The 20,649-nt window shown below is 45.5% G+C and carries 19 protein-coding genes; 6 read left to right on the forward strand and 13 right to left on the reverse strand.

Annotated elements, in window-relative coordinates; all coding sequences use genetic code 11:
• Positions 1 to 54 precede the first annotated feature (54 nt).
• The 6 genes from MAR181_RS05775 to leuS all read right to left on the reverse strand — a co-directional run bounded on the left by MAR181_RS05775 (position 55) and on the right by leuS (position 8,368).
• Positions 55 to 2,673: a cyclic nucleotide-binding domain-containing protein gene (locus tag MAR181_RS05775; protein ID WP_013795665.1), complete on the reverse strand. Its 2,619-nt coding sequence runs from the start codon at positions 2,671 to 2,673 to the stop codon at positions 55 to 57.
• Positions 2,674 to 2,699: 26 nt separating this feature from the next.
• Positions 2,700 to 3,308 carry a flavin reductase family protein gene (locus MAR181_RS05780; RefSeq protein WP_013795666.1) on the reverse strand — a complete coding sequence of 203 codons (609 nt, stop codon included), beginning with the start codon at positions 3,306 to 3,308 and terminating at the stop codon, positions 2,700 to 2,702.
• A gap of 154 nt (positions 3,309 to 3,462) precedes the next feature.
• A complete protein-coding gene (locus MAR181_RS05785) occupies positions 3,463 to 4,146 on the reverse strand; it encodes a TIGR02466 family protein (protein WP_013795667.1) in 684 nt (227 codons plus the stop codon).
• Between the two features lie 136 nt (positions 4,147 to 4,282).
• A complete protein-coding gene (holA, locus tag MAR181_RS05790) occupies positions 4,283 to 5,320 on the reverse strand; it encodes a DNA polymerase III subunit delta (protein ID WP_013795668.1) in 1,038 nt (345 codons plus the stop codon).
• A gap of 24 nt (positions 5,321 to 5,344) precedes the next feature.
• Positions 5,345 to 5,860 (reverse strand): LPS-assembly lipoprotein LptE, encoded by a 516-nt coding sequence (locus MAR181_RS05795; RefSeq protein WP_013795669.1) that lies wholly within the window; start codon positions 5,858 to 5,860, stop codon positions 5,345 to 5,347.
• Between the two features lie 63 nt (positions 5,861 to 5,923).
• Positions 5,924 to 8,368 carry a leucine--tRNA ligase gene (gene leuS, locus MAR181_RS05800; protein ID WP_013795670.1) on the reverse strand — a complete coding sequence of 815 codons (2,445 nt, stop codon included), beginning with the start codon at positions 8,366 to 8,368 and terminating at the stop codon, positions 5,924 to 5,926.
• A gap of 188 nt (positions 8,369 to 8,556) precedes the next feature.
• On the opposite strand from leuS, the gene MAR181_RS05805 reads away from it, so the two are divergent.
• Positions 8,557 to 8,973 carry a zinc ribbon-containing protein gene (locus MAR181_RS05805; protein WP_013795671.1) on the forward strand — a complete coding sequence of 139 codons (417 nt, stop codon included), beginning with the start codon at positions 8,557 to 8,559 and terminating at the stop codon, positions 8,971 to 8,973.
• A gap of 20 nt (positions 8,974 to 8,993) precedes the next feature.
• Here MAR181_RS05805 and lnt read toward each other — a convergent pair whose 3' ends face one another.
• Genes lnt through miaB form a run of 5 tightly spaced genes read right to left on the reverse strand, consistent with a single transcriptional unit; the run spans position 8,994 to position 14,347 of the window.
• Positions 8,994 to 10,583 (reverse strand): apolipoprotein N-acyltransferase, encoded by a 1,590-nt coding sequence (gene lnt, locus MAR181_RS05810; RefSeq protein ID WP_013795672.1) that lies wholly within the window; start codon positions 10,581 to 10,583, stop codon positions 8,994 to 8,996.
• A 1-nt stretch (position 10,584) separates the two neighbouring features.
• Complete coding sequence (locus MAR181_RS05815) at positions 10,585 to 11,454, reverse strand: CorC family transporter (protein WP_013795673.1); 870 nt, start codon at positions 11,452 to 11,454, stop codon at positions 10,585 to 10,587.
• A 7-nt stretch (positions 11,455 to 11,461) separates the two neighbouring features.
• Positions 11,462 to 11,929, reverse strand: coding sequence for an rRNA maturation RNase YbeY (gene ybeY, locus MAR181_RS05820; RefSeq protein ID WP_013795674.1), 468 nt, complete (start codon positions 11,927 to 11,929; stop codon positions 11,462 to 11,464).
• Positions 11,929 to 12,978, reverse strand: a complete 1,050-nt coding sequence (locus MAR181_RS05825) for a PhoH family protein (RefSeq protein WP_013795675.1) — start codon at positions 12,976 to 12,978, stop codon at positions 11,929 to 11,931. Before MAR181_RS05825 ends, ybeY begins: the two co-directional genes overlap by 1 nt.
• Before the next feature lie 13 nt (positions 12,979 to 12,991).
• The gene (gene miaB / locus MAR181_RS05830; protein ID WP_013795676.1) at positions 12,992 to 14,347 is read right to left on the reverse strand and encodes a tRNA (N6-isopentenyl adenosine(37)-C2)-methylthiotransferase MiaB; all 1,356 of its coding nucleotides are present in this window, start codon (positions 14,345 to 14,347) and stop codon (positions 12,992 to 12,994) included.
• A gap of 213 nt (positions 14,348 to 14,560) precedes the next feature.
• Between miaB and MAR181_RS05835 the strand changes: the two genes are divergently transcribed.
• A complete protein-coding gene (locus tag MAR181_RS05835; protein ID WP_013795677.1) occupies positions 14,561 to 15,241 on the forward strand; it encodes a hypothetical protein in 681 nt (226 codons plus the stop codon).
• Here the strand turns inward: MAR181_RS05835 and MAR181_RS18045 are convergent.
• Together MAR181_RS18045 and MAR181_RS05850 are read right to left on the reverse strand one after the other, a co-directional pair.
• Positions 15,238 to 16,233: an OmpA family protein gene (locus MAR181_RS18045; protein ID WP_013795678.1), complete on the reverse strand. Its 996-nt coding sequence runs from the start codon at positions 16,231 to 16,233 to the stop codon at positions 15,238 to 15,240. The genes MAR181_RS05835 and MAR181_RS18045 overlap by 4 nt on opposite strands.
• A gap of 80 nt (positions 16,234 to 16,313) precedes the next feature.
• Positions 16,314 to 16,769: an EVE domain-containing protein gene (locus MAR181_RS05850; RefSeq protein WP_013795679.1), complete on the reverse strand. Its 456-nt coding sequence runs from the start codon at positions 16,767 to 16,769 to the stop codon at positions 16,314 to 16,316.
• Between the two features lie 146 nt (positions 16,770 to 16,915).
• On the opposite strand from MAR181_RS05850, the gene MAR181_RS05855 reads away from it, so the two are divergent.
• The 4 genes from MAR181_RS05855 to MAR181_RS05870 all read left to right on the forward strand — a co-directional run bounded on the left by MAR181_RS05855 (position 16,916) and on the right by MAR181_RS05870 (position 20,525).
• Positions 16,916 to 18,016, forward strand: coding sequence for an HD domain-containing phosphohydrolase (locus MAR181_RS05855; RefSeq protein WP_013795680.1), 1,101 nt, complete (start codon positions 16,916 to 16,918; stop codon positions 18,014 to 18,016).
• A 172-nt stretch (positions 18,017 to 18,188) separates the two neighbouring features.
• Positions 18,189 to 19,067 carry a histone deacetylase family protein gene (locus MAR181_RS05860; RefSeq protein ID WP_245546215.1) on the forward strand — a complete coding sequence of 293 codons (879 nt, stop codon included), beginning with the start codon at positions 18,189 to 18,191 and terminating at the stop codon, positions 19,065 to 19,067.
• 250 nt (positions 19,068 to 19,317) lie between these two features.
• A complete protein-coding gene (locus MAR181_RS05865; protein WP_013795682.1) occupies positions 19,318 to 19,845 on the forward strand; it encodes a shikimate kinase in 528 nt (175 codons plus the stop codon).
• A gap of 113 nt (positions 19,846 to 19,958) precedes the next feature.
• Positions 19,959 to 20,525 (forward strand): hypothetical protein, encoded by a 567-nt coding sequence (locus MAR181_RS05870; RefSeq protein ID WP_144011217.1) that lies wholly within the window; start codon positions 19,959 to 19,961, stop codon positions 20,523 to 20,525.
• Positions 20,526 to 20,649 lie beyond the last annotated feature (124 nt).

Here is a 20,649-nt window from a genome sequence, read left to right on the forward strand (position 1 = left end):
AACGCTCAGTTCACCATGTGATGACTGAGCGTTTTTTTATTATGCTGCTACAGGCTATTTGCTCTGGAAAATAAAGTCCGCATTCTCTAGTAGCTTTTTGCTCCATAACTCATAGGCTTTGGGCGCCAAATGCAGACGATCTCCTTCAAATAAGGTCTCTTTGATCAGGTTATTCTTATCCAGCAGCGTGGAGAACAAATCAACATATTGAGTGTTTGGACGCGTTTGCGCTAAGCGTTCAATTTGTCGGTTGGTTTGCTCAATCACATCGCGCATTTTTTCACGGGTCGGACTGCATTTTATGCTAATCAGCGTGACCGGTGTGCCCGCCATATAGCGATCTACTTTCTGTAATAGCTCAATATAGAGTTCAATCACCCGATTACTGTCACAATGATTGCCGATGTCGTTGTCACCAGCGTAGATGACTAATGAACGCGGTTTGTGGGGCAATACAATGCGTTCAAAGTAATACAGGCAAGCTTCTAAGGTCGCGCCACCAAAGCCTAGGTTAATGCCATCTTTGTCACGGAATTGCTCATCAAAGTCGTGCCACAATCGCATGGTAGACGACCCATAGAAGGCCACAGGCTGGTCTGCATATTCTTGATGAGACAGATGGAATTCCAGCTGACGTACGTCAGATTCAAATTCCACATCAATCTGGTTTAGACTCATGACATTGGAACGATAACCACTTTTTGCGCTGAAAATCGGATACTGTCTAATTTCTTGCGACAATTCGACGGCTTCGTTTACATAACCTTTGTATTCCTGCTGATACTCTATCAAAAAAGCATCCAGTGCGGCTTTGTCGGTATAGTCCACTCGGCTTGACAATTTAAAGGCGGGTTTGATGACCACAGTATAAATATTGTGGTCGGCGCGTTTGTCAAAGTTTGCCACAGCAATGGGTACTATCCATGGCTCGTCCTCCCCCATGGAACCAGCAATTTCAAATGCATGAGGTAAGAAGGTCCCAGGAGAATGTTGGGTATTAAAGCTTTGCCCTTCTGGTGAAATCATCAGCGGGAAGTTTTGTTTTAGGGTGGTTTGAGACGCCTGAATAAAGTCATCGTATTCTGGTGTCTCGCGGCTTAATCCTTCCCAGCTACTGATAAAAATATTGCCGAATTTTTCATAGAAGTTATCACGCCAAAATTCGCTGTCTTTACTACGACGAACAACCCGTTGGCCTGAAATGCCATACTCGTTATCAATGACCATGGAGCTGATGAACTGAGCATCCATGGAAAAACGAAAGCCATTCGGCAATCGATTGGTTGCTGAGCCAAGTAAATGGTTGTAGATGAAGATAGAACCGGCTTTTTTTGGAAGATTTTCCAGACCTTTGATCACGTAAGGTACTTGTTGGAAAGCCTGTTTGAAATACTCAGTCCCGAACCGTCTGGCGTCCAGAGCAGGGGTATCCATGGGTAAACTGTTAATGCCGTCATAGGCGGTCTGCAATTGACGATAGAAGGCATTCTCCCGTTGTAAATCTTTTAAGATGTCCAAACACATGCCTGAGATGGTTCTTTCTAGGACACTGCCAAAATGCAGGCACTTGTACATGATGCCAAATGCTTCGTCCGTGGTAATGGCGCTTTTTAACAATTCGCTGACTTTGTAGAGCGGTGAACTGACGGGTAAAAGAGCGGCGTTTTGCTCAATAACATTGCTGACTGCAAGCACTTCATCGTTAGCGATTTGTGATAGATAGCGCATACGAGCCGCTAGCAAATGTGCGCCCACTAGCCAGATTAAACGATACATGTACTTGACGGAAAACTTGATGTTGTCTTGAAACAGCGTCATTAAATCATCTTGTTTGATGTATAGGATGCTGCTGTCTCTTGATGAAATGATGGAGGTACGATTTTTCAGTTGAGCGTTAGGGGTCGACCAAGCTAACACGGTTCCCGCCCTCGAAATAGAACGAGTGGTAATGATGTCGCCTGAATCGGTTTGATAGCTTACTACCACCTTACCCTTGATTAAAAAGTAGAGACCATCCGATGGTTGATCTTGCTGACACAGGATATCGCCTTGGTGAGCTAACAAGATGGTGGATTTTTTGGCTAAGGCATGGATATCCGCTTGGGTAAAGGTGTCACAAAATGGTGCATAGCTAAGCAGTCCGATTGCGTCTTTTAGAGCATGGGTTTGTGTTTCTGCCTGAACCAACGGACGCGTTTCTTCAAATGACAGTGATTCATTGGAAAAGAAAGGGCGAGTCTGGTTTTGAATATTGGTTAATACTGGTAAAGATTCTTGATAGACAAATTGCAAGAAGGCATTGGCAAAAGGTAAATTGCTGTCCAATAGCTTTTGCAATTTGACTAATGGCCAAACCAAGAGTTTAGAGGATTTGGTGGCCGTAAAGGTCGTTGCATAACGAGAAGGGTGACGAAACGCAGACCAGCCAATAGGGGATAATAGCTGGCTGATGGTGCCGACCTTGTAAGATTTTCCTGAGTCTTGTAATGGCACGGAAATGGATACTTCGCCCGATAATAGAAAATAGATATTTTGCCCAATTTCGAATTGTTTGGCTAAGACTTCACCGGCCTTTAAGCTTCTGATACTGGCCAGATCCGCAAGAGATGAATGCAATTCTGGGTCTAAATCGGCCATGAATGAAAAAGCACTTAACTGTTTTGTTACGTCCATTATTATTACCTCTAATCAGTATTGCCCTAATCAGGACGTTTAATCGTCATGGTCTCGCCTAACAAGGCATAATCATTTCCACCCAGTCGCGCGAGTGGATTGAGCGACTTACTATTCACATAGGTGCGTTCGCCTTTTTGTTGAATGAGTTCGTCCTCAACGTATAGCTTTAGTATTTCCAGATACACGGCTTCAAAACGGGTTCCCGCTAAGCTATGAACGTCAAACAAACGGCAATGAAAGGCGACTTTCGCTGCTTTTATACGAGGTAAGTTTGGCACAAACTCTGTCAGTTCGAGTCCAGTTTTAGAGATTTCAGATTCCCCGTAAGAAAGGCTGGCAGCACTTTCATTGACTTCCTCTATTAGTTCGCCACTGGGAATATGCAAAACACATTCCTTTTCGCGGAGTAAATTACGCTTGGTATCTTTTAAGATTTTCGGGTTCTTATTACCAATTGAGACCACCAGTAAAGCCGGATCAGATGAAAGAGATGTGAAGTAAGAAAACGGGGCAAGGTTAAAGGAACTGTCTTCATTCTTGGTCATGATCCAAGCAATGGGTCTGGGTATCACAGTTTGAGTGATCAGGTGGTAACGTTCCGTGCCACTAAGTTGATCAAACGGATAATGCATAACGCTCCCCAAGAAGGTAAATAGTATTTTGTTAAATTACTACAAAACCCCTTTGCTTGTGAATCATTGCATAAAAACTTAACAAAAATCTTTATGGATTTACCCGTAGAGTGCGTCGAACTCGACGGGCTTTCTTATTGATTATAAAGGACAATTAATACAGTTCAATCATACTGTTAAAAGCAATCACTACTCGATCTTTGTCGCCAAAGTAAGGTAGGGCGGAATGTTTTAAATAAGAAGGGAATAGCACAATTTGCCCTTCTATCGGCGTGAAATCCCACACGCCATGTTGACCTAAATACGCTGTGCCTGGATCGGCATAATGTTCGGCATTGATACGAGGATCATAAAAACGATTCACACCGCCCATGTTCGACTGAGAAGCGTCACCTGGATCGACATAATAGATGCCACACCAAGAGCAATTTGGATGTGAATGGGCGTCATGGTAACCGCCTTTGGTTGTAACGTGATACCAAGATTCAATAATATGAGCATCCGCTTGTGCGTCCTCTGGCCAATGGGCTTGGTTTAGCCCAGTGGCGACCTCTAATATTAACTCTTCAAGTTGGCGTTTAGTTTCCATCAAGGTGGCATCCTGCTGATCAAGGAAGTCCAACTGACTCTCGTGCAAAGCGTGTTTCGCAGAGGGCGCAACTAAGCTATCGATGGCGGTCTGTTGCTGTGCTTTTTGCTGATAAATCAGCGTCATCAAGTCGTCTTTCAGAAATTCATGATCTGGCATTTGCGTAACAAACAGCGGCGTTGTCCAGACATCCAGTTGTTCGATGCTGTGTTCAGCGGGTTGGTCTATTGAAAGGTCAGCGAGGTTCATGGATTCGTATCTTATGCTTAGGTTAATGCTGGGCATCATATCAGGCTAACAAAATAAAGGAAGCAGCGGGCGTTCCATTATTCTGTGTCTTTTTATCATTATTATAGATTGCTCTACAGTTTGTGCGTTGTGCGGATTAAAACTGAGGTGGTAAGTCCAATTCTGTCATGGTGGGTTTGTAACCGCAAAACATCATGACTAGGTTTCTGAGGCCGATTTCAAGGTCGGGACCATCCAATCCTTTGAGGCTTTTATCCATCAAAGCGAGGTAGTTTTGCATGTAGGGCAGGGTAACTTGATTGTGTCGAGACAGGGCACTTTCATAAAACGGAATGCGCTTGTCCCATATTCTTTGGTTCTGACACGCTTGGCGTAAACTGCTTGATGCCATGGCCTGTAATAAGCCAACCAAGGTGTTGGCTTCGCGGTTAATCAGCCAAAGAATAATGTTGCTTTCAATCCCCTCGGCTAATAATTGATTAAGACAGTGTAAGGCCTCTTTGGTTTTTCCCATCAGCAGGCGATCACTCAAATCATAAATCGAGTAACGACTGCTGTCTGTCACCGAGTCGATGACTTTTTCAGCATCGATTTTCGCACCCGTGCCATGCATCAAGGCAAGTTTTTCCAGCTCTTGCGATAAGGCTAAAAGGTTGCCTTCACCTCGTTCACAGATGATGGCAGCCGCATCACGAGATAAAGATAAATCAATGGCTTGCGCTCTTTGTTGTACCCAAGCCGGTAGGCGATTGCCATCAATTGGCCAAATCTGCACAAACACCCCTTGTGACTCAAGTTGGGTAAACCATTTGGCTTTTTGAGTGCGGGCATCTACTTTGGGCAAGGTCAGCAAAATGACATTGTCTTCGCTTAGGGATTGGCCCAATTGTGCTAACGCTTTACTGTGTTTTTCTGCCATTTTGTCGATTTGAATATCGAATAAACGACGAGAAGAAAATAGGGACAAACTTTGGCTTTCAACAATGACATCTTGCCAATCAAACTGAGCATCTGCGACAAACCTAAGACGCTCTTCAATTTGATGATGTTGAGCGGCTTTGTGAATGCTGTCAGCGGCTTCTTGGCACAGCAACACCTCGTCCCCTGAAATAATATAGATCGGGGCCAGGTTTTTGTGTACTTGAGCGGCAAGCTGATCGGCACGAACTTTCATGGCGTTTGTATGCTGTCTCGCTGGTTACAGCGGAGCGTATCCTAGGTCGTACATAAGTTGTTTCGCCAGATCGGCATACATGTCTTTCATTTGCGCTTGGTTGTAAGACAATTTGGCACTTTCTTCCGCATCTTGGTTTACCAGGGTCTTATCGGTACTGATGTTACGAGGACCATATAAGGATTTTCCGTCTGCTTGGCGAATGAAATAGGCACCAGTAAGACGACGTTGGACTTGAGACACATCGTTGGAACTGTTGCGCGCTAATTCCGTGTCGGAGGTACTGAGTTTATTAACCTTTAATTCTAATGTGTCGGCATTGGCTTGAGAGGCCTCTATGATGCTGACACCCTGCTGAGAAAGGGCAAGACGTAACGCACGATCAAAATCATCTGAGCCACTTTGGGAAGATAAGGTCAGTACTTTGAGTCTGTCTGGAATTTGCACGGACCCTACAAGACGAAAACCACAGGCCACTAGACTCATAGTAAAAAAGGCAAGTATAAAGAGACGAGTAGAGTGTTTGAAAGTGACTGTCATATCCATGATCTCTGTGCGAGTTTAAAAAATAGGGATGGCCGTTGGCCATCCCAGATGCATTGCTTAGTTTGCCACAATGTTGACCAAACGACCGGGTACCACGATCACTTTGCGTACCGTTTTGCCCTCAAGGAACTTGGTGACATTAGGGTGCGCTAAGGCTTCTGTTTCAATGGTTTTGTTATCCGCACTGGCTGAAACGGTTAATTCAGCGCGTTTTTTGCCCAGTACTTGAACCACGATCGTCAACTCGTCTTTTACCAAGGCCGCTTCGTCTAGAGAAGGCCAAGGGGTATCGACGATGTTGGTATTGCCTAGGTCCATCCAAAGTTGGTGAGCGATGTGAGGTACGATAGGAGACAACAATAAAATGGTGGCTTCTAATGCTTCACGTTCAACCGCTAGGCCAAGTTCAGACGAATCTTCAAACTTACTGATGTCGTTGCACAGTTCCATCACAGCGGCAATGGCTGTGTTGAAGGTTTGACGACGTTCGATATCATCAGTGACTTTTTGAATGGTTTCATGAGTCTTACGACGCAAGGCTTTTTGCGCGCCGTTAAGGGCTTCAATGTTCAAGTCACCGGCTTTGCCACCATTAACATGACGAAGCGACAGCGCCCACAAACGGCGTAAGAAGCGTGATGCACCGTCCACACCGGCATCATTCCACTCTAGTGACTGCTCTGGTGGCGCACTGAACATGATGAACAAACGCACCGTGTCGGCACCGTATTTTTCGATCATTTCTTGTGGATCAACCGTGTTGCCTTTGGACTTAGACATCTTAGTGCCGTCTTTATTAACCATACCTTGCGTCAACAGACGTTTGAATGGTTCGTCAGAGTTCACAAGACCAGCATCACGAAGCAACTTATGGAAGAAGCGCGAGTAAAGTAGGTGAAGAATCGCGTGCTCTACACCACCCACATACTGATCAACCGGCAACCAGTAATTGGCTTCTTCCGTTAACATGGCATCGGTTGCGTCTGGGCAACAGTAACGAGCGAAGTACCAAGAAGATTCCATGAAGGTATCAAAGGTATCGGTTTCGCGTTCTGCTTCTTCTCCATTAAACATAATGGCAGAGAAATCAGGGTTGTTTTTGATTGGCGAGTTCACACCATCCATGACTACGTCGGTTGGCAGTTCTACTGGCAATTGGTCCGCTGGAACAGGCACAACAGAGCCGTCTTTTAAGTTAATGGTTGGAATTGGTGTTCCCCAGTAACGTTGACGGCTAACTCCCCAGTCGCGTAGACGGTAGTTAACTTTTACTTCACCTAAGTTACGTTCTGTCATCCAAGCGGCAATGGCATCGAAGGCTTCTTTAAAGGCTAGACCATCGAACTCACCTGAGTTACACAGTACCCCTTTGTCCGTGTAAGCCTCTGTTTCGATGTTTGCGGTTTCCTCGCCAGCAGGTTGAATTACTTGCTTGATCGGCAAGTCGTACTTTTTCGCAAATTCAAAATCACGCTGATCGTGAGCCGGAACGGACATCACCGCACCAGAACCGTATTCCATCAACACAAAGTTAGCGGCAAACACGGGGACGGCTTCACCTGTGATGGGGTGAATGGCTTTAAACCCAGTGTCTATGCCTTTTTTGTCGACGGTGGCCATGTCGGCTTCAGTGGTCGACATCAGCTTGCTTTCAGCAATGAAATTGGCCAATTCAGCATTGCTTTCAGCGGCTTCTAAAGACAATGGGTGTTGTGTGGCAACAGCAACATAGGTGACCCCCATAACCGTATCAGGGCGTGTGGTGTAAACCGACAAGCGATCTTCTTTGCCTTCTACTTCGAAGCTGAATTCTAGGCCTTCAGAACGGCCGATCCAGTTACGTTGCATGGCTTTGACTTTCTCTGGCCAGTCGTCCAACTGATCCAAGTCATTCAGCAACTCTTCTGCGTAATCGGTTATGCGGATAAACCACTGAGAGATTTCTTTTTTCTCTACTGTGGTACCACAACGCCAGCAGCCGCCATCTTCCACTTGTTCATTGGCCAAAACGGTTTGGTCATGAGGACACCAGTTAACCGCAGCGGTTTTTTTGTAGGCTAAGCCTTTTTCGATTAGTTGAGTAAAGAACCACTGTTCCCATTTGTAGTATTCTGGTGTGCAGGTTGCAATTTCGCGATCCCAATCATAGGCAAAACCTAGCTCTTTAAGCTGACCTTTCATGTAGGCAACGTTTTCGGTAGTCCATTTTGCTGGCGCCGTTTTGTGCTTAATGGCCGCATTTTCAGCAGGCAAACCAAAGGCGTCCCAACCCATAGGTTGAAGAACGTTCTTGCCTTGCATGCGTTGGTAGCGAGAAATCACATCGCCAATGGTGTAGTTACGAACATGGCCCATGTGGAGTCGACCACTTGGGTAAGGGAACATGGAGAGGCAGTAGAATTTCTCTTTATTGGAATCAGCGACGGCTTTGAAGACTTTGTTTTCGTCCCAAAAAGATTGTGCAGCTTGTTCGATTTGCTGCGGATTGTATTGCTCTTGCATGATGTATGTATTTCCCATGATCGACGTGAGGTTGGTAGACCTGTATTCTCTTTATATGTGATTGTTCCGCATTATAACGACCTGGCTCAAGATTAGGGAGCAAAGGCCAACAGAGTCTGAAAATATCCGCTATTTTATAGAGATGGCGCTCTAATTAGAAGGTGCATAGAGAAGGAGTTATGAAATCTATGAAAAAAGATTCGCAAAAAAGCACTTCGGATTCCAATTTAGTCGAAGAGGCACGGAAAACCTTACAAGGTGCGAAAGATTGGTTGTTGGAAGATATGGCGTTAATGTCCGCTTATTGGCACGACAAAATGGGCTACACAGAAGCTTGGGTGGATGCCAATTGGCATCTGGTGTTAGACGGTGGACACGAATTGGTCGAAGAGCTGGATGATAAGGAAGATGCGGCCTTACTTTGGCTTATTAACCACGTCAACAATAACCCAGTACCTCTAGAAGAGTGTCATGTGGCAGGAACTCAGGTAGAGGCTGGAGTCTACACTTGCATGGCTTGTGGTCACTTAAATGAGCTGACACAAGCGCAAGCATTACCGGCATGTGAGATCTGTCATTATGGCTTGATGTCTTCTCACGACTAGGCTTGTTCAGAGCAAAGTGATTATGCACTTTGCTCTTTTGCTGTCTGACGAACCGAACCGGTTTTGGGGAAAAGACTGTTGAGATAGCAAAACAGTGCCACTAGTGCCATTAAGGCTAGTGTTGGCCAAGCGCCCCATGTCACATAAGGTGTGCTGCCCGCAAAGGCTTTGGCGTTCGTGGTTAATGTGGTTTGTTGGAACTGCGGGGCCTGAGCGACAATCTCACCCTGTTCATTAATCACTGCAGTAATGCCTGTGTTGGTGCCCCGAATCACATAGCGGCCTGTCTCTTTGGCTCGAAACTGGGCAATTTGAAGGTGCTGCCAAGGGCCGAAAGACGTGCCAAACCAGCCATCATTACTAATGGTGATCAACAGATCACTGTCACGTACCATCTCACGAACCTGCTCAGGGTAAACGATTTCATAGCAAATGAAAGGGGCGATACCCCATTCACCCACTTGTAACACGGGTTGATTGTCATCGCCGGATTGAAAGTTGGACATGGGCATGCCGAAGATATCCAAAATAGGACCAATGTAATTGGCTAAGGGGAGATATTCACCAAAGGGTACCAGATGTTTTTTGTAGTAAAGGCCAAAGCCATCACCGGTTGCCCAAATGGCGTTGTAATAGTCTCTACCGCCTTTTAAGACGTCTGGAATGCCAGTAATCAGTGTGGTTTTGCTGTCAGCCAATTGCTGACTGAAATTCGCAAAATAGGGTTTGATTTGCGAATAAGCATAGGTCACAGCGGTTTCGGGCCAAACGATCAAATCACTGTCTAAATGCGCGAGTGTGGTTTGTTGATAATACTTCAATGAGCTGGACGCTGTTTGCGCTAACCATTTTTCATCTTGTTTTACATTGCCTTGCACCAAGGTGGTTTTCAAGGTGCCGGTTTGCGTGACCCATTGGGTCGGGGAATAGTTCAAGTAGGCTGCGCCACCCCAGCTCAAAACCACAACTGTCATTAGCATGATTTGATTACGCTGCTGTAACACTAAACCGGCAAGGGTTGTCGCGGTTAGTACCACGACAAAACTGGTGAGCCAAATGCCGCCAATCGGTAACAGCTCAAAAAGCCAAGTATTTTCAACCGCGTAGCCGGGGAGTAGCCAAGGGAAGCCAGTAAATAAGACACTTCGACCTAGTTCGGCTAACAACAGGCTGAACATTACCCAAAAGGTGGCTGGCAGTGCTTTGACGCTATTTTGTAAGCGCCATCCTAACCAAGCTGAAAAGGACCAAAAGACACTTAAAACGGCGATAAAACAGAAGGTGATCAAGGCGGCAATCAGATCGCCGACTTGGCCGTATTCAGCAATGCTGACAAATACCCACGACACACTAGAGGCAAATACCCCAAAGGCAACTGACGTGCCTCGCCATAATGCGATTTTGGCGGTTGGACTGGTAATGACCAAGATGGCGTAGAAAAATAGACTAATAAAATAGCCAGGCCAAAAATGGAAAGGGGCAAAGCTAGTGACACCAATTGCACCGGCGATCACGCCAATGAGCAGGGCGGCTGATAGAGGTAAATTTGAGAAAAAGCGAGGAATTCGCCCCGCCATTATATCGGTTGAATCGGGGCGAATGTCTGACATCTTAGTCTATCATCTCTTCGGTAACGGATTTTGATACTTGGATGGTTTTCACGCGACGACCGTCGGATTTCACCACTCGAAAATCGAAGTGGTCAAAACTGATGGTTTCATCACGTTGCGGTACATGACCGAATTGTTGCACGAGAATGCCACCAACGGTGTCAAATTCTTCTTCGTTAAGCTCGGCTTTGAAAAACTCGTTAAAGTCCTCAATGGTGCACAGTGCTGGCACCAAATACACCCCTGCTTCACTGGTGACTTGGATACCTTCATGTTCGAGTTTGTCGGTTTCGTCTTCGATCTCGCCAACAATTTGCTCTAACACATCTTCAATGGTCACTAATCCAGACACACTGCCGTATTCATCAAGCACCAGCGCCATGTGGTAGCGCTTGGTTCGAAAGTCGTTAAGCAAGACATTTAAACGCTTACTTTCCGGAATAAAGTTGGCAGGACGCAAACGCGCTAAAATGTCTTCGTTGGTGATGTCGCCGTCTTTGAACAGTAGTGGTAATAGGTCTTTGGCGAGCAAAACCCCTAAAATTTCGTCCGAATCTTCACCCACCACAGGGAAGCGTGAGTGAGAAGAATCAATGACTTTGCGAAGCGACGTTTTGGGGTCGTCTTCAGATTTGATGACCACCATTTGCGACGGTGGAATCATGATGTCTCGAGCCTGTACTTCAGACACTTCTAAAGCGCCTTCGACAATGGTGAAGGCATCGCGGTCTATGACGTCAGACTGCACAGCGGTTTCCAGAAGTTGAATGATGTCAGTGCGGCTGCGTGGTTCATCATTAAAGGCTTGAAGGAAACGCTCAAACCAGGATTTATGTTGATCGTTGTGTAAGCTCGATCGGTCATCGCTCATTAGGGGATTAACTCTCTTTTATCAAATAAGGGTCGGAAATCGACAAAGAAGCCAATAATTCGGTTTCTAAGTTTTCCATTTCTTCAGCGTCATCGTCATTTATATGGTCATAGCCACGTAAATGCAAGATGCCATGAATCGTCATATGAGCCCAGTGGTCGAATAGGGCTTTTTGCTGTTCATTGGCTTCTTTGCTAACGACTTGTTGGCAAATCACAAGATCGCCAAGTAAGGGGAGCTCAATGCCAGGTGGCGCCTCAAAAGGAAACGACAAAACATTGGTGGGTTTGTCTTTACCACGATATTCGTGATTGAGTGCCTGGCTTTCCTCTTCGTCCACGATGCGAATCGTCACTTCGTATTCTTCACCAGAGGTGGGTAAGGCTTTTGCAACCCATAAGCGAAAGTCAGCTTCACTAGGAAGCTGATCTGTTTGTTCGGTGGCAATTTGCAAGTCGAGTTCTAAATCTGGCATCAGCTTTCCTTGCTCGACTGTTCTGCTTGAGCCGCCGCTGCACGGGCTTCATTGCGCGCTTTCTTTTCGGCTTCGGTTTCTTCGTCGAACTTATCGTAGGCTTCAACAATACGCTGAACCAATGGATGGCGGACCACATCAGACGAGCCGAAGGTAGTGATGCTGATGCCCTTGACGTCTTTTAATACATGCATGGCTTGTGCTAAACCAGATGACGTGCCACGTGGTAAGTCCACCTGAGTTCGGTCACCTGTAATCACCGCCGTTGAGCCAAATCCAATGCGCGTCAAAAACATCTTCATCTGTTCACGTGTGGTGTTTTGACTTTCATCCAGAATGATAAAGGCGTTGTTTAGGGTACGACCACGCATGAAGGCCAAAGGAGCAATTTCAATGACGTTTTTTTCAATCAGTTTGTCGACCAATTCAAAGCCCAGCATCTCGTACAAGGCATCGTACAAAGGGCGTAAATATGGGTCGATTTTTTGTGATAAATCACCTGGTAGGAAGCCCAATTTCTCACCGGCTTCCACCGCAGGGCGAACCAACATGATGCGTTCCACCCGATCGGCTTCTAAAGCTTCTACTGCACAGGCTACCGCAAGGTAAGTTTTACCTGTACCAGCCGGGCCAATACCAAAGTTAATGTCGTGTTTGCGAATTTGCGTGACATAATTTTGCTGGTTTTGACCTTTGGGTTTGATGAAGGCTTTACGGGTTTTGATCACCACTTGATCACTGTGACTGCGTTTGTTGCGGGTCAGGGATTCAATGGCAGACTCCTGTAAATACAGGTGAACCGTTTCTGGTGATACTTGTGGGTTAGCTAATGCTTCACGGTATAGGTTCTGCAACAAGGTTTTGGCAGCCATGACGTGTTCAGCATTGTCGCCAGAAAGGTCGAATAACTCGCCTCGATAGCGAATCTCGACCTCAAGGCGTTTTTCAATTAGTTTGATGTTTTCATCGAGTTGGCCGCACATGCCAGCCAAGGCATCGACATTGGCTGGTGTTAAGCGAATTTGTTGAGTTGTCTGTGTGGTTTCCAAGGGCTACCTGTGCTTATTGAATGACGAAGTCGTTGTCGAGTTCAGAGCTGATCAATTCACCTAGTAGGGAATTGGGGTAAGCATCTGTAATGACAACGTCGGCAAATTTACCAATTAATTGTGGGTCAGACGCACGGAAGTTCACAATCCGATTGTTTTCCGTACGGCCTTGAAGTTGTCCAGGATCACGCGGTGAGTAACCACTGATCAAAATACGCTTCACTTCGCCAACCATGGCCAAGCTAATGTCAAACGCTTGTTGACTGATACGACGTTGTAAAATCGCCAAACGCTCTTTTTTCAACTCTTCAGGGGTGTCGTCTGCCAGGTCGGAGGCTGGTGTGCCAGGACGTTGACTGTAGACAAAACTGAACGAGTGATCAAAGCCAATTTCTTGGATCAGATTCATGGTATCAACAAAGTCGTCATCGGTTTCACCTGGGAAGCCGATAATGAAGTCGGACGATAAACTGATGCCAGGGCGCGCGTCTTTAATTCGGTTAATTTTATCAATGTAATACTGACGATCGTGGCCGCGTTTCATGGCGCTTAGAATGTTGTCGGCACCACTTTGTACTGGTAAGTGCAAATGACTCACCAGTTTTGGCTCGGTGCGAAACGCTTCGATCAAACTGTCGGTGAATTCCACTGGGTGCGACGTCGTGAAACGAATACGCTCAATGCCATCGATGCGCGCCACGGCGTGAATCACGTCGGCCAAGTCGGCTTCATCGCCTTCTTCAGTTTCGCCACGGTAGGCGTTGACATTTTGACCCAGCAAATGGATTTCACGCACACCTTGTTCTGCCAACTGAGACGCTTCCAACAAAATGCTGTCAAAAGGACGGCTGACTTCTTCACCACGGGTGTAAGGTACAACACAGAAAGTACAGTATTTGCTGCAACCTTCCATAATGGAAACAAAGGCTTCGGCCCCTTCTACACGTGGTGCCGGCAAGTGGTCAAACTTTTCGATTTCAGGGAAGGTGACATCGGTAATGGGAATGTGTGTGGCAGCGGCATTCACCATTTCTGGCAGTTTGTGCAAGGTTTGCGGGCCAAAAATCATATCCACGTGCTTGGCGCGTTTACGAATGTTGTCGCCTTCTTGGCTGGCCACACAACCGCCAACCCCAATCACTAGATCAGGATTTTTCTGTTTAAGTTTCTTCCAGCGACCAAGTTGGTGAAATACCTTGTCTTGCGCTTTTTCACGAATCGAACAGGTGTTAAGAAGCAGGACATCTGCTTCGTCTGCATTGTCTGTCAGCTCCATCTCATGACTTTCGCCTAATAAGTCGGCCATACGTGAAGAATCGTATTCGTTCATCTGACAGCCATGAGTTTGGATAAAGAGTTTTTTTGCCATGTAACCTATAAACCTAAAAAAGAATTCGTCATATCGACTTTGCGCTTATTATATTTGGCTTTGCTTCCGAATCCCAGACTTGTCATTCATTCCCACCATTTTTAATGCAAATATGACGACATTTTCCACGTTTTGGTGGCACTTAATGGGGAAAATCTTCACAATACAGCCCATATACGATTGGAGGCTTTATTTGCTGGAGGCGAAGAGCAGGTGTTGTTGCGCAGTTTAATCATATTACTTACCTTTTCCAGTATGGCCTATGCGGAAGAGCAAAAGCCCAATTTCGCAGTGGGTCAGGGCTATGGATTGCTAGATCGTAAATCTTTGCTAAACATCGACTTCAAAGTAAATATCCCGATTAATGATTACCTGTCGACCCAGGTGTTGTTAAACAGTAATTATTTGATCACGGGTTCCAGTAAGGACAGTTTTGCTCAGTCTGAATTCTTCTCAAATTGGTTTATCCATAATCAATATGGTCGTCTTGGCATTGGCTTAGGTGTGAGTGAGTTAGAGCCCATGGATGAGGACGTCAAAAGTGAGCGCGAAGTCATAGGGCAGTTCATGGGGGACATGTTTCTTGGCAATGTGACTTTGGCGGTAAACACCCAATCCAATCAAGCTACCTTGAGTAACATTACCAGTTCGCGTTTGGGCGTAAGTTATTACCGATCGGAGAACGTACGTTTTTCTTTGTATCGCGAAAAATACAATAATTTGGATACTGGTTGGCGATTTGAAAGTTATTACCAGCCGAAAAAATATCGCGATATGGCCAGTGTTGGGGTGATAGTACGAACGGGTAAACAATATGATTACCTTGGCGCTGTGATCCAATATTACTTTGACTACGATGTGACACTACAAGAGCGAGAACGACGTTTCAATTAGTTCGTTTGAGCCGGATTTTCCAGCTCATCGACACTCCAAATGGTCCATTTGGGCAGAGTCACTTGTTTGCTTTCCTGTAATCTTTCTAACAAGCGGATCTTGACTCGTCGATTTTGTTGACGATGATGCGCCGTGTCATTATCGACCATTGGCTGTGTTGCACCATACCCTTGAGTCATGATTCTTTGCTCATCAATCACATACTCTTTTTCTAGGTAACCGGCGACTTGCTCAGCGCGTTGCTGAGATAGCCTCATATTGTGTTGAGTCTGACCACTTGAATCTGTGTGCCCTTGTATTAAGACTAAACTGTCTGGCTGTTGGAGCAGTGTCAAAATAAACGGCTGTAATAACTGTTTCTGTCGTTTAGATAAATGGTATTGATTGAGTCTGAAGGGCATGCGCCAAGAGTCTATTAAGTCATTCTTTAGTGGCGTTAAAATACGAGCGATGACACGACGGTTTTGGTGATTGCTGGCTGACGTGGCGTCAGCGACGATAGGTCGTTGTTGACCATAACCCAGAGGAATAATACGTTTTGGTGCTATCTGAAAGCGGGTAATTAAAAGGTCCGCAAGGGCATCGGCACGTTTCTTTGAAAGCAATAAATTATAGCGAGGTGATCCTTGGCTGTCGGTATGACCTTCTATGTAAATAAGGCTGTCAGGATGCTTGTTAAGAGTGTCGGCAAGTGTTGCTAATTGAGAGTGAAAGTGGTCATTGAGTTGGTATTGATTGGTGTCGAACTGGGCCTGAAAACGCACGTTATAATGCACTGTGTTGGTGAGCGCACAGCCTTGATTATCGATGGCGCTGCCTGAAGGCGTATTAGGGCATAAATCACGTGGGTTAATGACACCATCTCGGTCTGAGTCTTGTAACTGATCTTTTAACGAGTCGGGATACAAAGAGGCCGCACAAACCAAGGCACTCTCTAGGGAAAGGCTAAGAAGGCAAACGCATATAGCAGTCCTTGCTACAGAGAGGATCATGTCAATGGCTCATAGATCGAAAATGAATGTTGGTGAATATAAAGATACTTGCTTTATCGACATATTGAATCCCTTATCAGTCATGTTAAATGCTGATGAATGTAGTCCCAGTCCTCTCCGCGAATTGGCATAATCGACAAGCGACTGCCTTTTTGAGTCAGTGGCATTTCGTTTAAGGCGGTGTCTGCTTTGAGTTCTGCTAAGGTAATGAGCCGTGGAAATTTTGTCACAAACGCCACGTCGACCATAAACCATCTAGGTTGAGCAGGGGTTGACTTAACATCAAAGTAGCGGCTTTTCGGGCCCCAACTGGTGTAATCCGGATACGCTTCCTTGACGACTTCGGCGACCCCAACAATGCCGGCTGGTTTGCAACTTGAATGGTAGAAGAAAATTTGGTCGCCAAGTTGCATCGACTTCATGAAATTTCTAGCTTGGTAATTGCGCACGCCATCCCAAGGTGAGACTTGCATCTTAGCGAGATCATCAATGGAAAAAGCGTCTGGTTCAGACTTCATTAGCCAGTAATTTGGCATCGTTACCTCGTTTCGTTTGCATAATGAAACATTCTCTTTGTTCATCCTTACAGAGATTCTAACTACAATAAAAGCCTGACGCTATTAAATTAGCCAATACCATGATTAGCCGCAACGCTTTTGGCTAATGATAATGGATGGGAAAGATGAGCCATTTTGCCTGTAAAGAATTTTCTTCCTTAGAAAAAGAACTTAAAGATGACTTGCTAGAGTGCTATGTAGAAGCGCAGCAAGAAATTGAAGAGATCATTAATAGTATCGAAAGTGATGGATTCTCCTTTGATAAATTAGATGAATTATTTCGATCATTGCACAGTATGAAGGGCAACTGCTCAGTGTGTTTTTTGGATCCACTGGTGGGTGTTTTGCACAAGTTAGAAGAAATCGTCGATGGCATGCGCGGCGGTTACATTCAATATCATCAACATTTTGGTGATCTGATCAATGTCGTCATCGACAAAGTGCATGCTCTGTTAAAAGACATTTATCAGTCTCATGTGGCTGAGAGTGCATTACGTGACCTGCTGCAACAGGGTCTGGATAATATCTATGCTCAAGAAGAAGATGCAGAGCGTCCGGAATTGGCGGCCAAGTTATTAAGACAGTGTTCAAATCAAGTGATGGAAGAGGAAAAGAAGGATGACACTTCTTCCTTGATTATCACGGTAGAATTCACTGAACAACAGCAAGTGGACATTGATCTGTTTGCTGGCTTTAGTCACAAACTCAACCGACTATTGGGCTATTCTTCTGAACGCAGTGAGCGCATTCTGAAACTTTGTCAGTTAATCAATGCTGAGTTAAGAGAGCCAGTTGACCCTTGCCAACTGAGTGCGGCCGCTTACATGCATAACATGGGCATGGCGGTGATATTAAACTGCAAAGACGACGAAGAGGCGAAAAAGGAAGCCACGAAGAATCACCCCATGGTTGGAGCTAAGCTGTTATCTAAGCATGACGGTTGGGAAGACGCGGTCGACATAGTGAAAGCCCATAAAGAACGATTCGATGGCACAGGTTACCCTGAAGGCTTAGTTGGTCCCTTAATTCCACAAGGTGCGTTCATTTTGTCTATGGCGGTGATGTTTATTGATAGTGTGTGGGGCAAATCCGGCAGCGAATACAACAAAAGTGCCATGCGTGCCGTGCAATCGGTGAATTTCGAAAGTGGTAAAGGTTTCCCTCAGCATCTTCTTGAATCCTTTAATGCGGCCATTCGTAAAGTGCTGGTAGCGAAACGCAAATAAAGCGTGTCGCTACCCTGCATCCTGAAGGGATCCTTGTTATGATGAGTTTTTTTACCCTGTTGTGATTCTATTGTTAGGATTCTATTGCTAGCCGCTTATGACCCCCGCTTTGCTGCCTTTGGTGTTTCACCCACATTACAGTATTCCATTTCCTGCAGGACACCGATTCCCCATGCACAAGTTTCGCTTATTAGCCGATACGTTGCGGGAGCAGGGGATTTTAACCTCAGAAAACGAATACCAGCCTGAGCCCTTGTCATTGGCTGTGCTTATGGCCGCTCATGATAAACAGTATGTACACAGATTCATTCGCGGTGAGCTGACGGCAAAAGAAGAAAAAGACATTGGCTTGCCTTGGTCAGAATGGCTGGTGGAACGGACGCTTAGAGCCGTTTCAGGCACCATATTGACCAGTCAATTAGCCTTGCAACATGGTTTGGCCTGTCATCTGGCGGGCGGTACGCATCATGCTCACCCTGCCCATGGTGCGGGATTTTGCATCTTTAATGACCTTGCTGTGGCCGCGCTTAATCTGGTGAACACAAAGCAAGCCAAAAAGGTCTTAATTTTAGACTGTGATGTTCACCAAGGGGATGGCACCATTGCCTTCTTTCCTGATCACCCCAACATAGTGCCGGTTTCTTGGCATTGCGAAGAAAACTACCCCAACGTTAAGCAAACCGCTGGCATTAACATCGCCATCCCTAAAGGTGCTACTGACGAGACCTATCTCGAAATTCTCAAGGACACCTTGCCTACCTTACTTGCAGAGCATCGAGCTGATTTTATCTTCTACGATGCTGGTGTAGACGTGCATCAAGAGGATCGCCTAGGGTATGTAAAACTCAGTGATCAAGGGGTGTTGGCAAGAGACACATACGTCATCAAAACCTGCCTTGACCAAGGCATTCCAACGGCTTGTGTTATTGGCGGCGGATACGATCGAGAAGAAGACAAAGTGGCTTGGCGTCACAGTTTACTGCACCAAGCTGCGCAACAGGTTTGGCACGCGCATCCTAAGATAAAAGGATTTAGAAAGCCTTCGCTTTGATTATCAAAGTAGGTGTTTGGAGCGTGATGAACAAATTGACGGTCCATGTTTGACTTTTCTGTAGGAAATAACGCAAGATGAAATACATGAAAACACGTCCATCACATCAAGTCGCTCGAATTATCATCATTCCTTAGGAATGGTGGGGTTTGATGTGCGTTATGGTTCAGAAACCCACCTTTGAGGTGGGTTTTTTATGTCTGCCTCAAAGAAAGCACTTTTAAAAAAAGTATTTTACTAAGGAGGCAATATGAAAAAAGTCGCCATATTCGGCAAACCCGGTAGTGGTAAATCCACATTAAGCAAAGCGCTGGCGAAAGCGACCGGTTTGCCCTTGTATCCATTGGACAGCTTGGTTTACCAAGCAAATGGAGAGCGAGTAGCACGAGAGGTGTTTGATCAAGCTCATGACGAGATAGTGTCATCCGCGACTTGGATCATAGATGGTTTTGGCCCGATCAGTGCCTTCTATCAGCGTTTAGACGCAGCAGACACCTTGATCTACGTGGATCTTGCCTATTCAACCAGCTACTGGTTTGTCACCAAGCGTTTGCTCAAAGGTGTGTTTGTCAAACCCGAAGGCTGGCCAGAGGGAAGTTCTGTCATCAAGGGCAGTTGGCAAAGTTATAAAACCTTAAAACTCTGTCCGACATTTTGGAATCAAGACTTTAATGCAAAGCTGAACACATTCGCGGCCGATAAACAGGTGTATGTCATCAAGTCTGTTGCAGAGTTGAATCGCTTTGTGAGTCAAGGTGGCAAAGCAAGCACTGGCTAGAATTAAGCAAGCACTGGCTAGAATAGTGAGAATGCAAAAAGCAGGGTAAGCGAGTTATAAGGTTTTTTGGATAAAATGCTAGATTTGAATAAAATAAAAAGAAGACGTTGTCTATGATAAAACAAATACATTGGTTGGTTTCAGGAAAATGCGTGCTGTGGCTTCTGCTGATCAGCAATACCCTTTGTGCTGTCATGTTGGGATACAGCATGCCTAAAGTAATGGCACACTCAGACCTGTTGCCCTTATTTGATTTGCGGTCAACTGGTTACACTTATCAAGAAGCGGTGTTTCTACTGAACAGGCTCGGTGTAGAAGGGCGCGATCTCTACTTGAAATATCAGCTTGTTTTAGACGCTTTTTATCCCATCTCATTTGGCATTTGCTACTTTGCCTTGAGTCGTTGGTTAATGGAAAAAGGCCAGCTAATCAATCGTTTCTGGTGGACCATTGCTTTATTGCCGTTTCTTGTGTGTCTCACAGACTACGCAGAGAACATCGCCATCCTATGCATGCTGATAGACTATCCAGACCTGTCAGAAACGCTTGTTTCAGCGTCCAGTCTGTTTACCCAACTCAAAAGTTTCTTCATCTTCATCAATATTGTGGGCGTCATCATTCTAGCGGTTTGGGTGGTGAAAACTTGCTTCTTAAATCGAGAAAATAGAGTGAGATCATAGAGAAGCTCAGAAGCGTAACCTTGTTGGTTGGGTATAATCACGAAGCGGTGATCAAGTGTTACTTTTTCGATTAGCTCCCTTGTACGGGGAATAATTCCAAGCGCCCCGACCACAGTAAATAACA

Source organism: Marinomonas posidonica IVIA-Po-181, assembly GCF_000214215.1.
Classification (GTDB): domain Bacteria; phylum Pseudomonadota; class Gammaproteobacteria; order Pseudomonadales; family Marinomonadaceae; genus Marinomonas; species Marinomonas posidonica.

Coding starts and splice junctions, on each gene's coding strand:
- MAR181_RS05775 (WP_013795665.1), bottom strand. CDS start 2,673: ATGGACGTAACAAAACAGTTAAGTGCTTTTTCATTCATGGCCGATTTA.
- MAR181_RS05780 (WP_013795666.1), bottom strand. CDS start 3,308: ATGCATTATCCGTTTGATCAACTTAGTGGCACGGAACGTTACCACCTG.
- MAR181_RS05785 (WP_013795667.1), bottom strand. CDS start 4,146: ATGAACCTCGCTGACCTTTCAATAGACCAACCCGCTGAACACAGCATC.
- holA (WP_013795668.1), bottom strand. CDS start 5,320: ATGAAAGTTCGTGCCGATCAGCTTGCCGCTCAAGTACACAAAAACCTG.
- MAR181_RS05795 (WP_013795669.1), bottom strand. CDS start 5,860: ATGACAGTCACTTTCAAACACTCTACTCGTCTCTTTATACTTGCCTTT.
- leuS (WP_013795670.1), bottom strand. CDS start 8,368: ATGCAAGAGCAATACAATCCGCAGCAAATCGAACAAGCTGCACAATCT.
- MAR181_RS05805 (WP_013795671.1), top strand. CDS start 8,557: ATGAAAAAAGATTCGCAAAAAAGCACTTCGGATTCCAATTTAGTCGAA.
- lnt (WP_013795672.1), bottom strand. CDS start 10,583: ATGTCAGACATTCGCCCCGATTCAACCGATATAATGGCGGGGCGAATT.
- MAR181_RS05815 (WP_013795673.1), bottom strand. CDS start 11,454: ATGAGCGATGACCGATCGAGCTTACACAACGATCAACATAAATCCTGG.
- ybeY (WP_013795674.1), bottom strand. CDS start 11,929: ATGCCAGATTTAGAACTCGACTTGCAAATTGCCACCGAACAAACAGAT.
- miaB (WP_013795676.1), bottom strand. CDS start 14,347: ATGGCAAAAAAACTCTTTATCCAAACTCATGGCTGTCAGATGAACGAA.
- MAR181_RS18045 (WP_013795678.1), bottom strand. CDS start 16,233: ATGATCCTCTCTGTAGCAAGGACTGCTATATGCGTTTGCCTTCTTAGC.
- MAR181_RS05850 (WP_013795679.1), bottom strand. CDS start 16,769: ATGCCAAATTACTGGCTAATGAAGTCTGAACCAGACGCTTTTTCCATT.
- MAR181_RS05855 (WP_013795680.1), top strand. CDS start 16,916: ATGAGCCATTTTGCCTGTAAAGAATTTTCTTCCTTAGAAAAAGAACTT.
- MAR181_RS05860 (WP_245546215.1), top strand. CDS start 18,189: ATGCACAAGTTTCGCTTATTAGCCGATACGTTGCGGGAGCAGGGGATT.
- MAR181_RS05865 (WP_013795682.1), top strand. CDS start 19,318: ATGAAAAAAGTCGCCATATTCGGCAAACCCGGTAGTGGTAAATCCACA.
- MAR181_RS05870 (WP_144011217.1), top strand. CDS start 19,959: ATGATAAAACAAATACATTGGTTGGTTTCAGGAAAATGCGTGCTGTGG.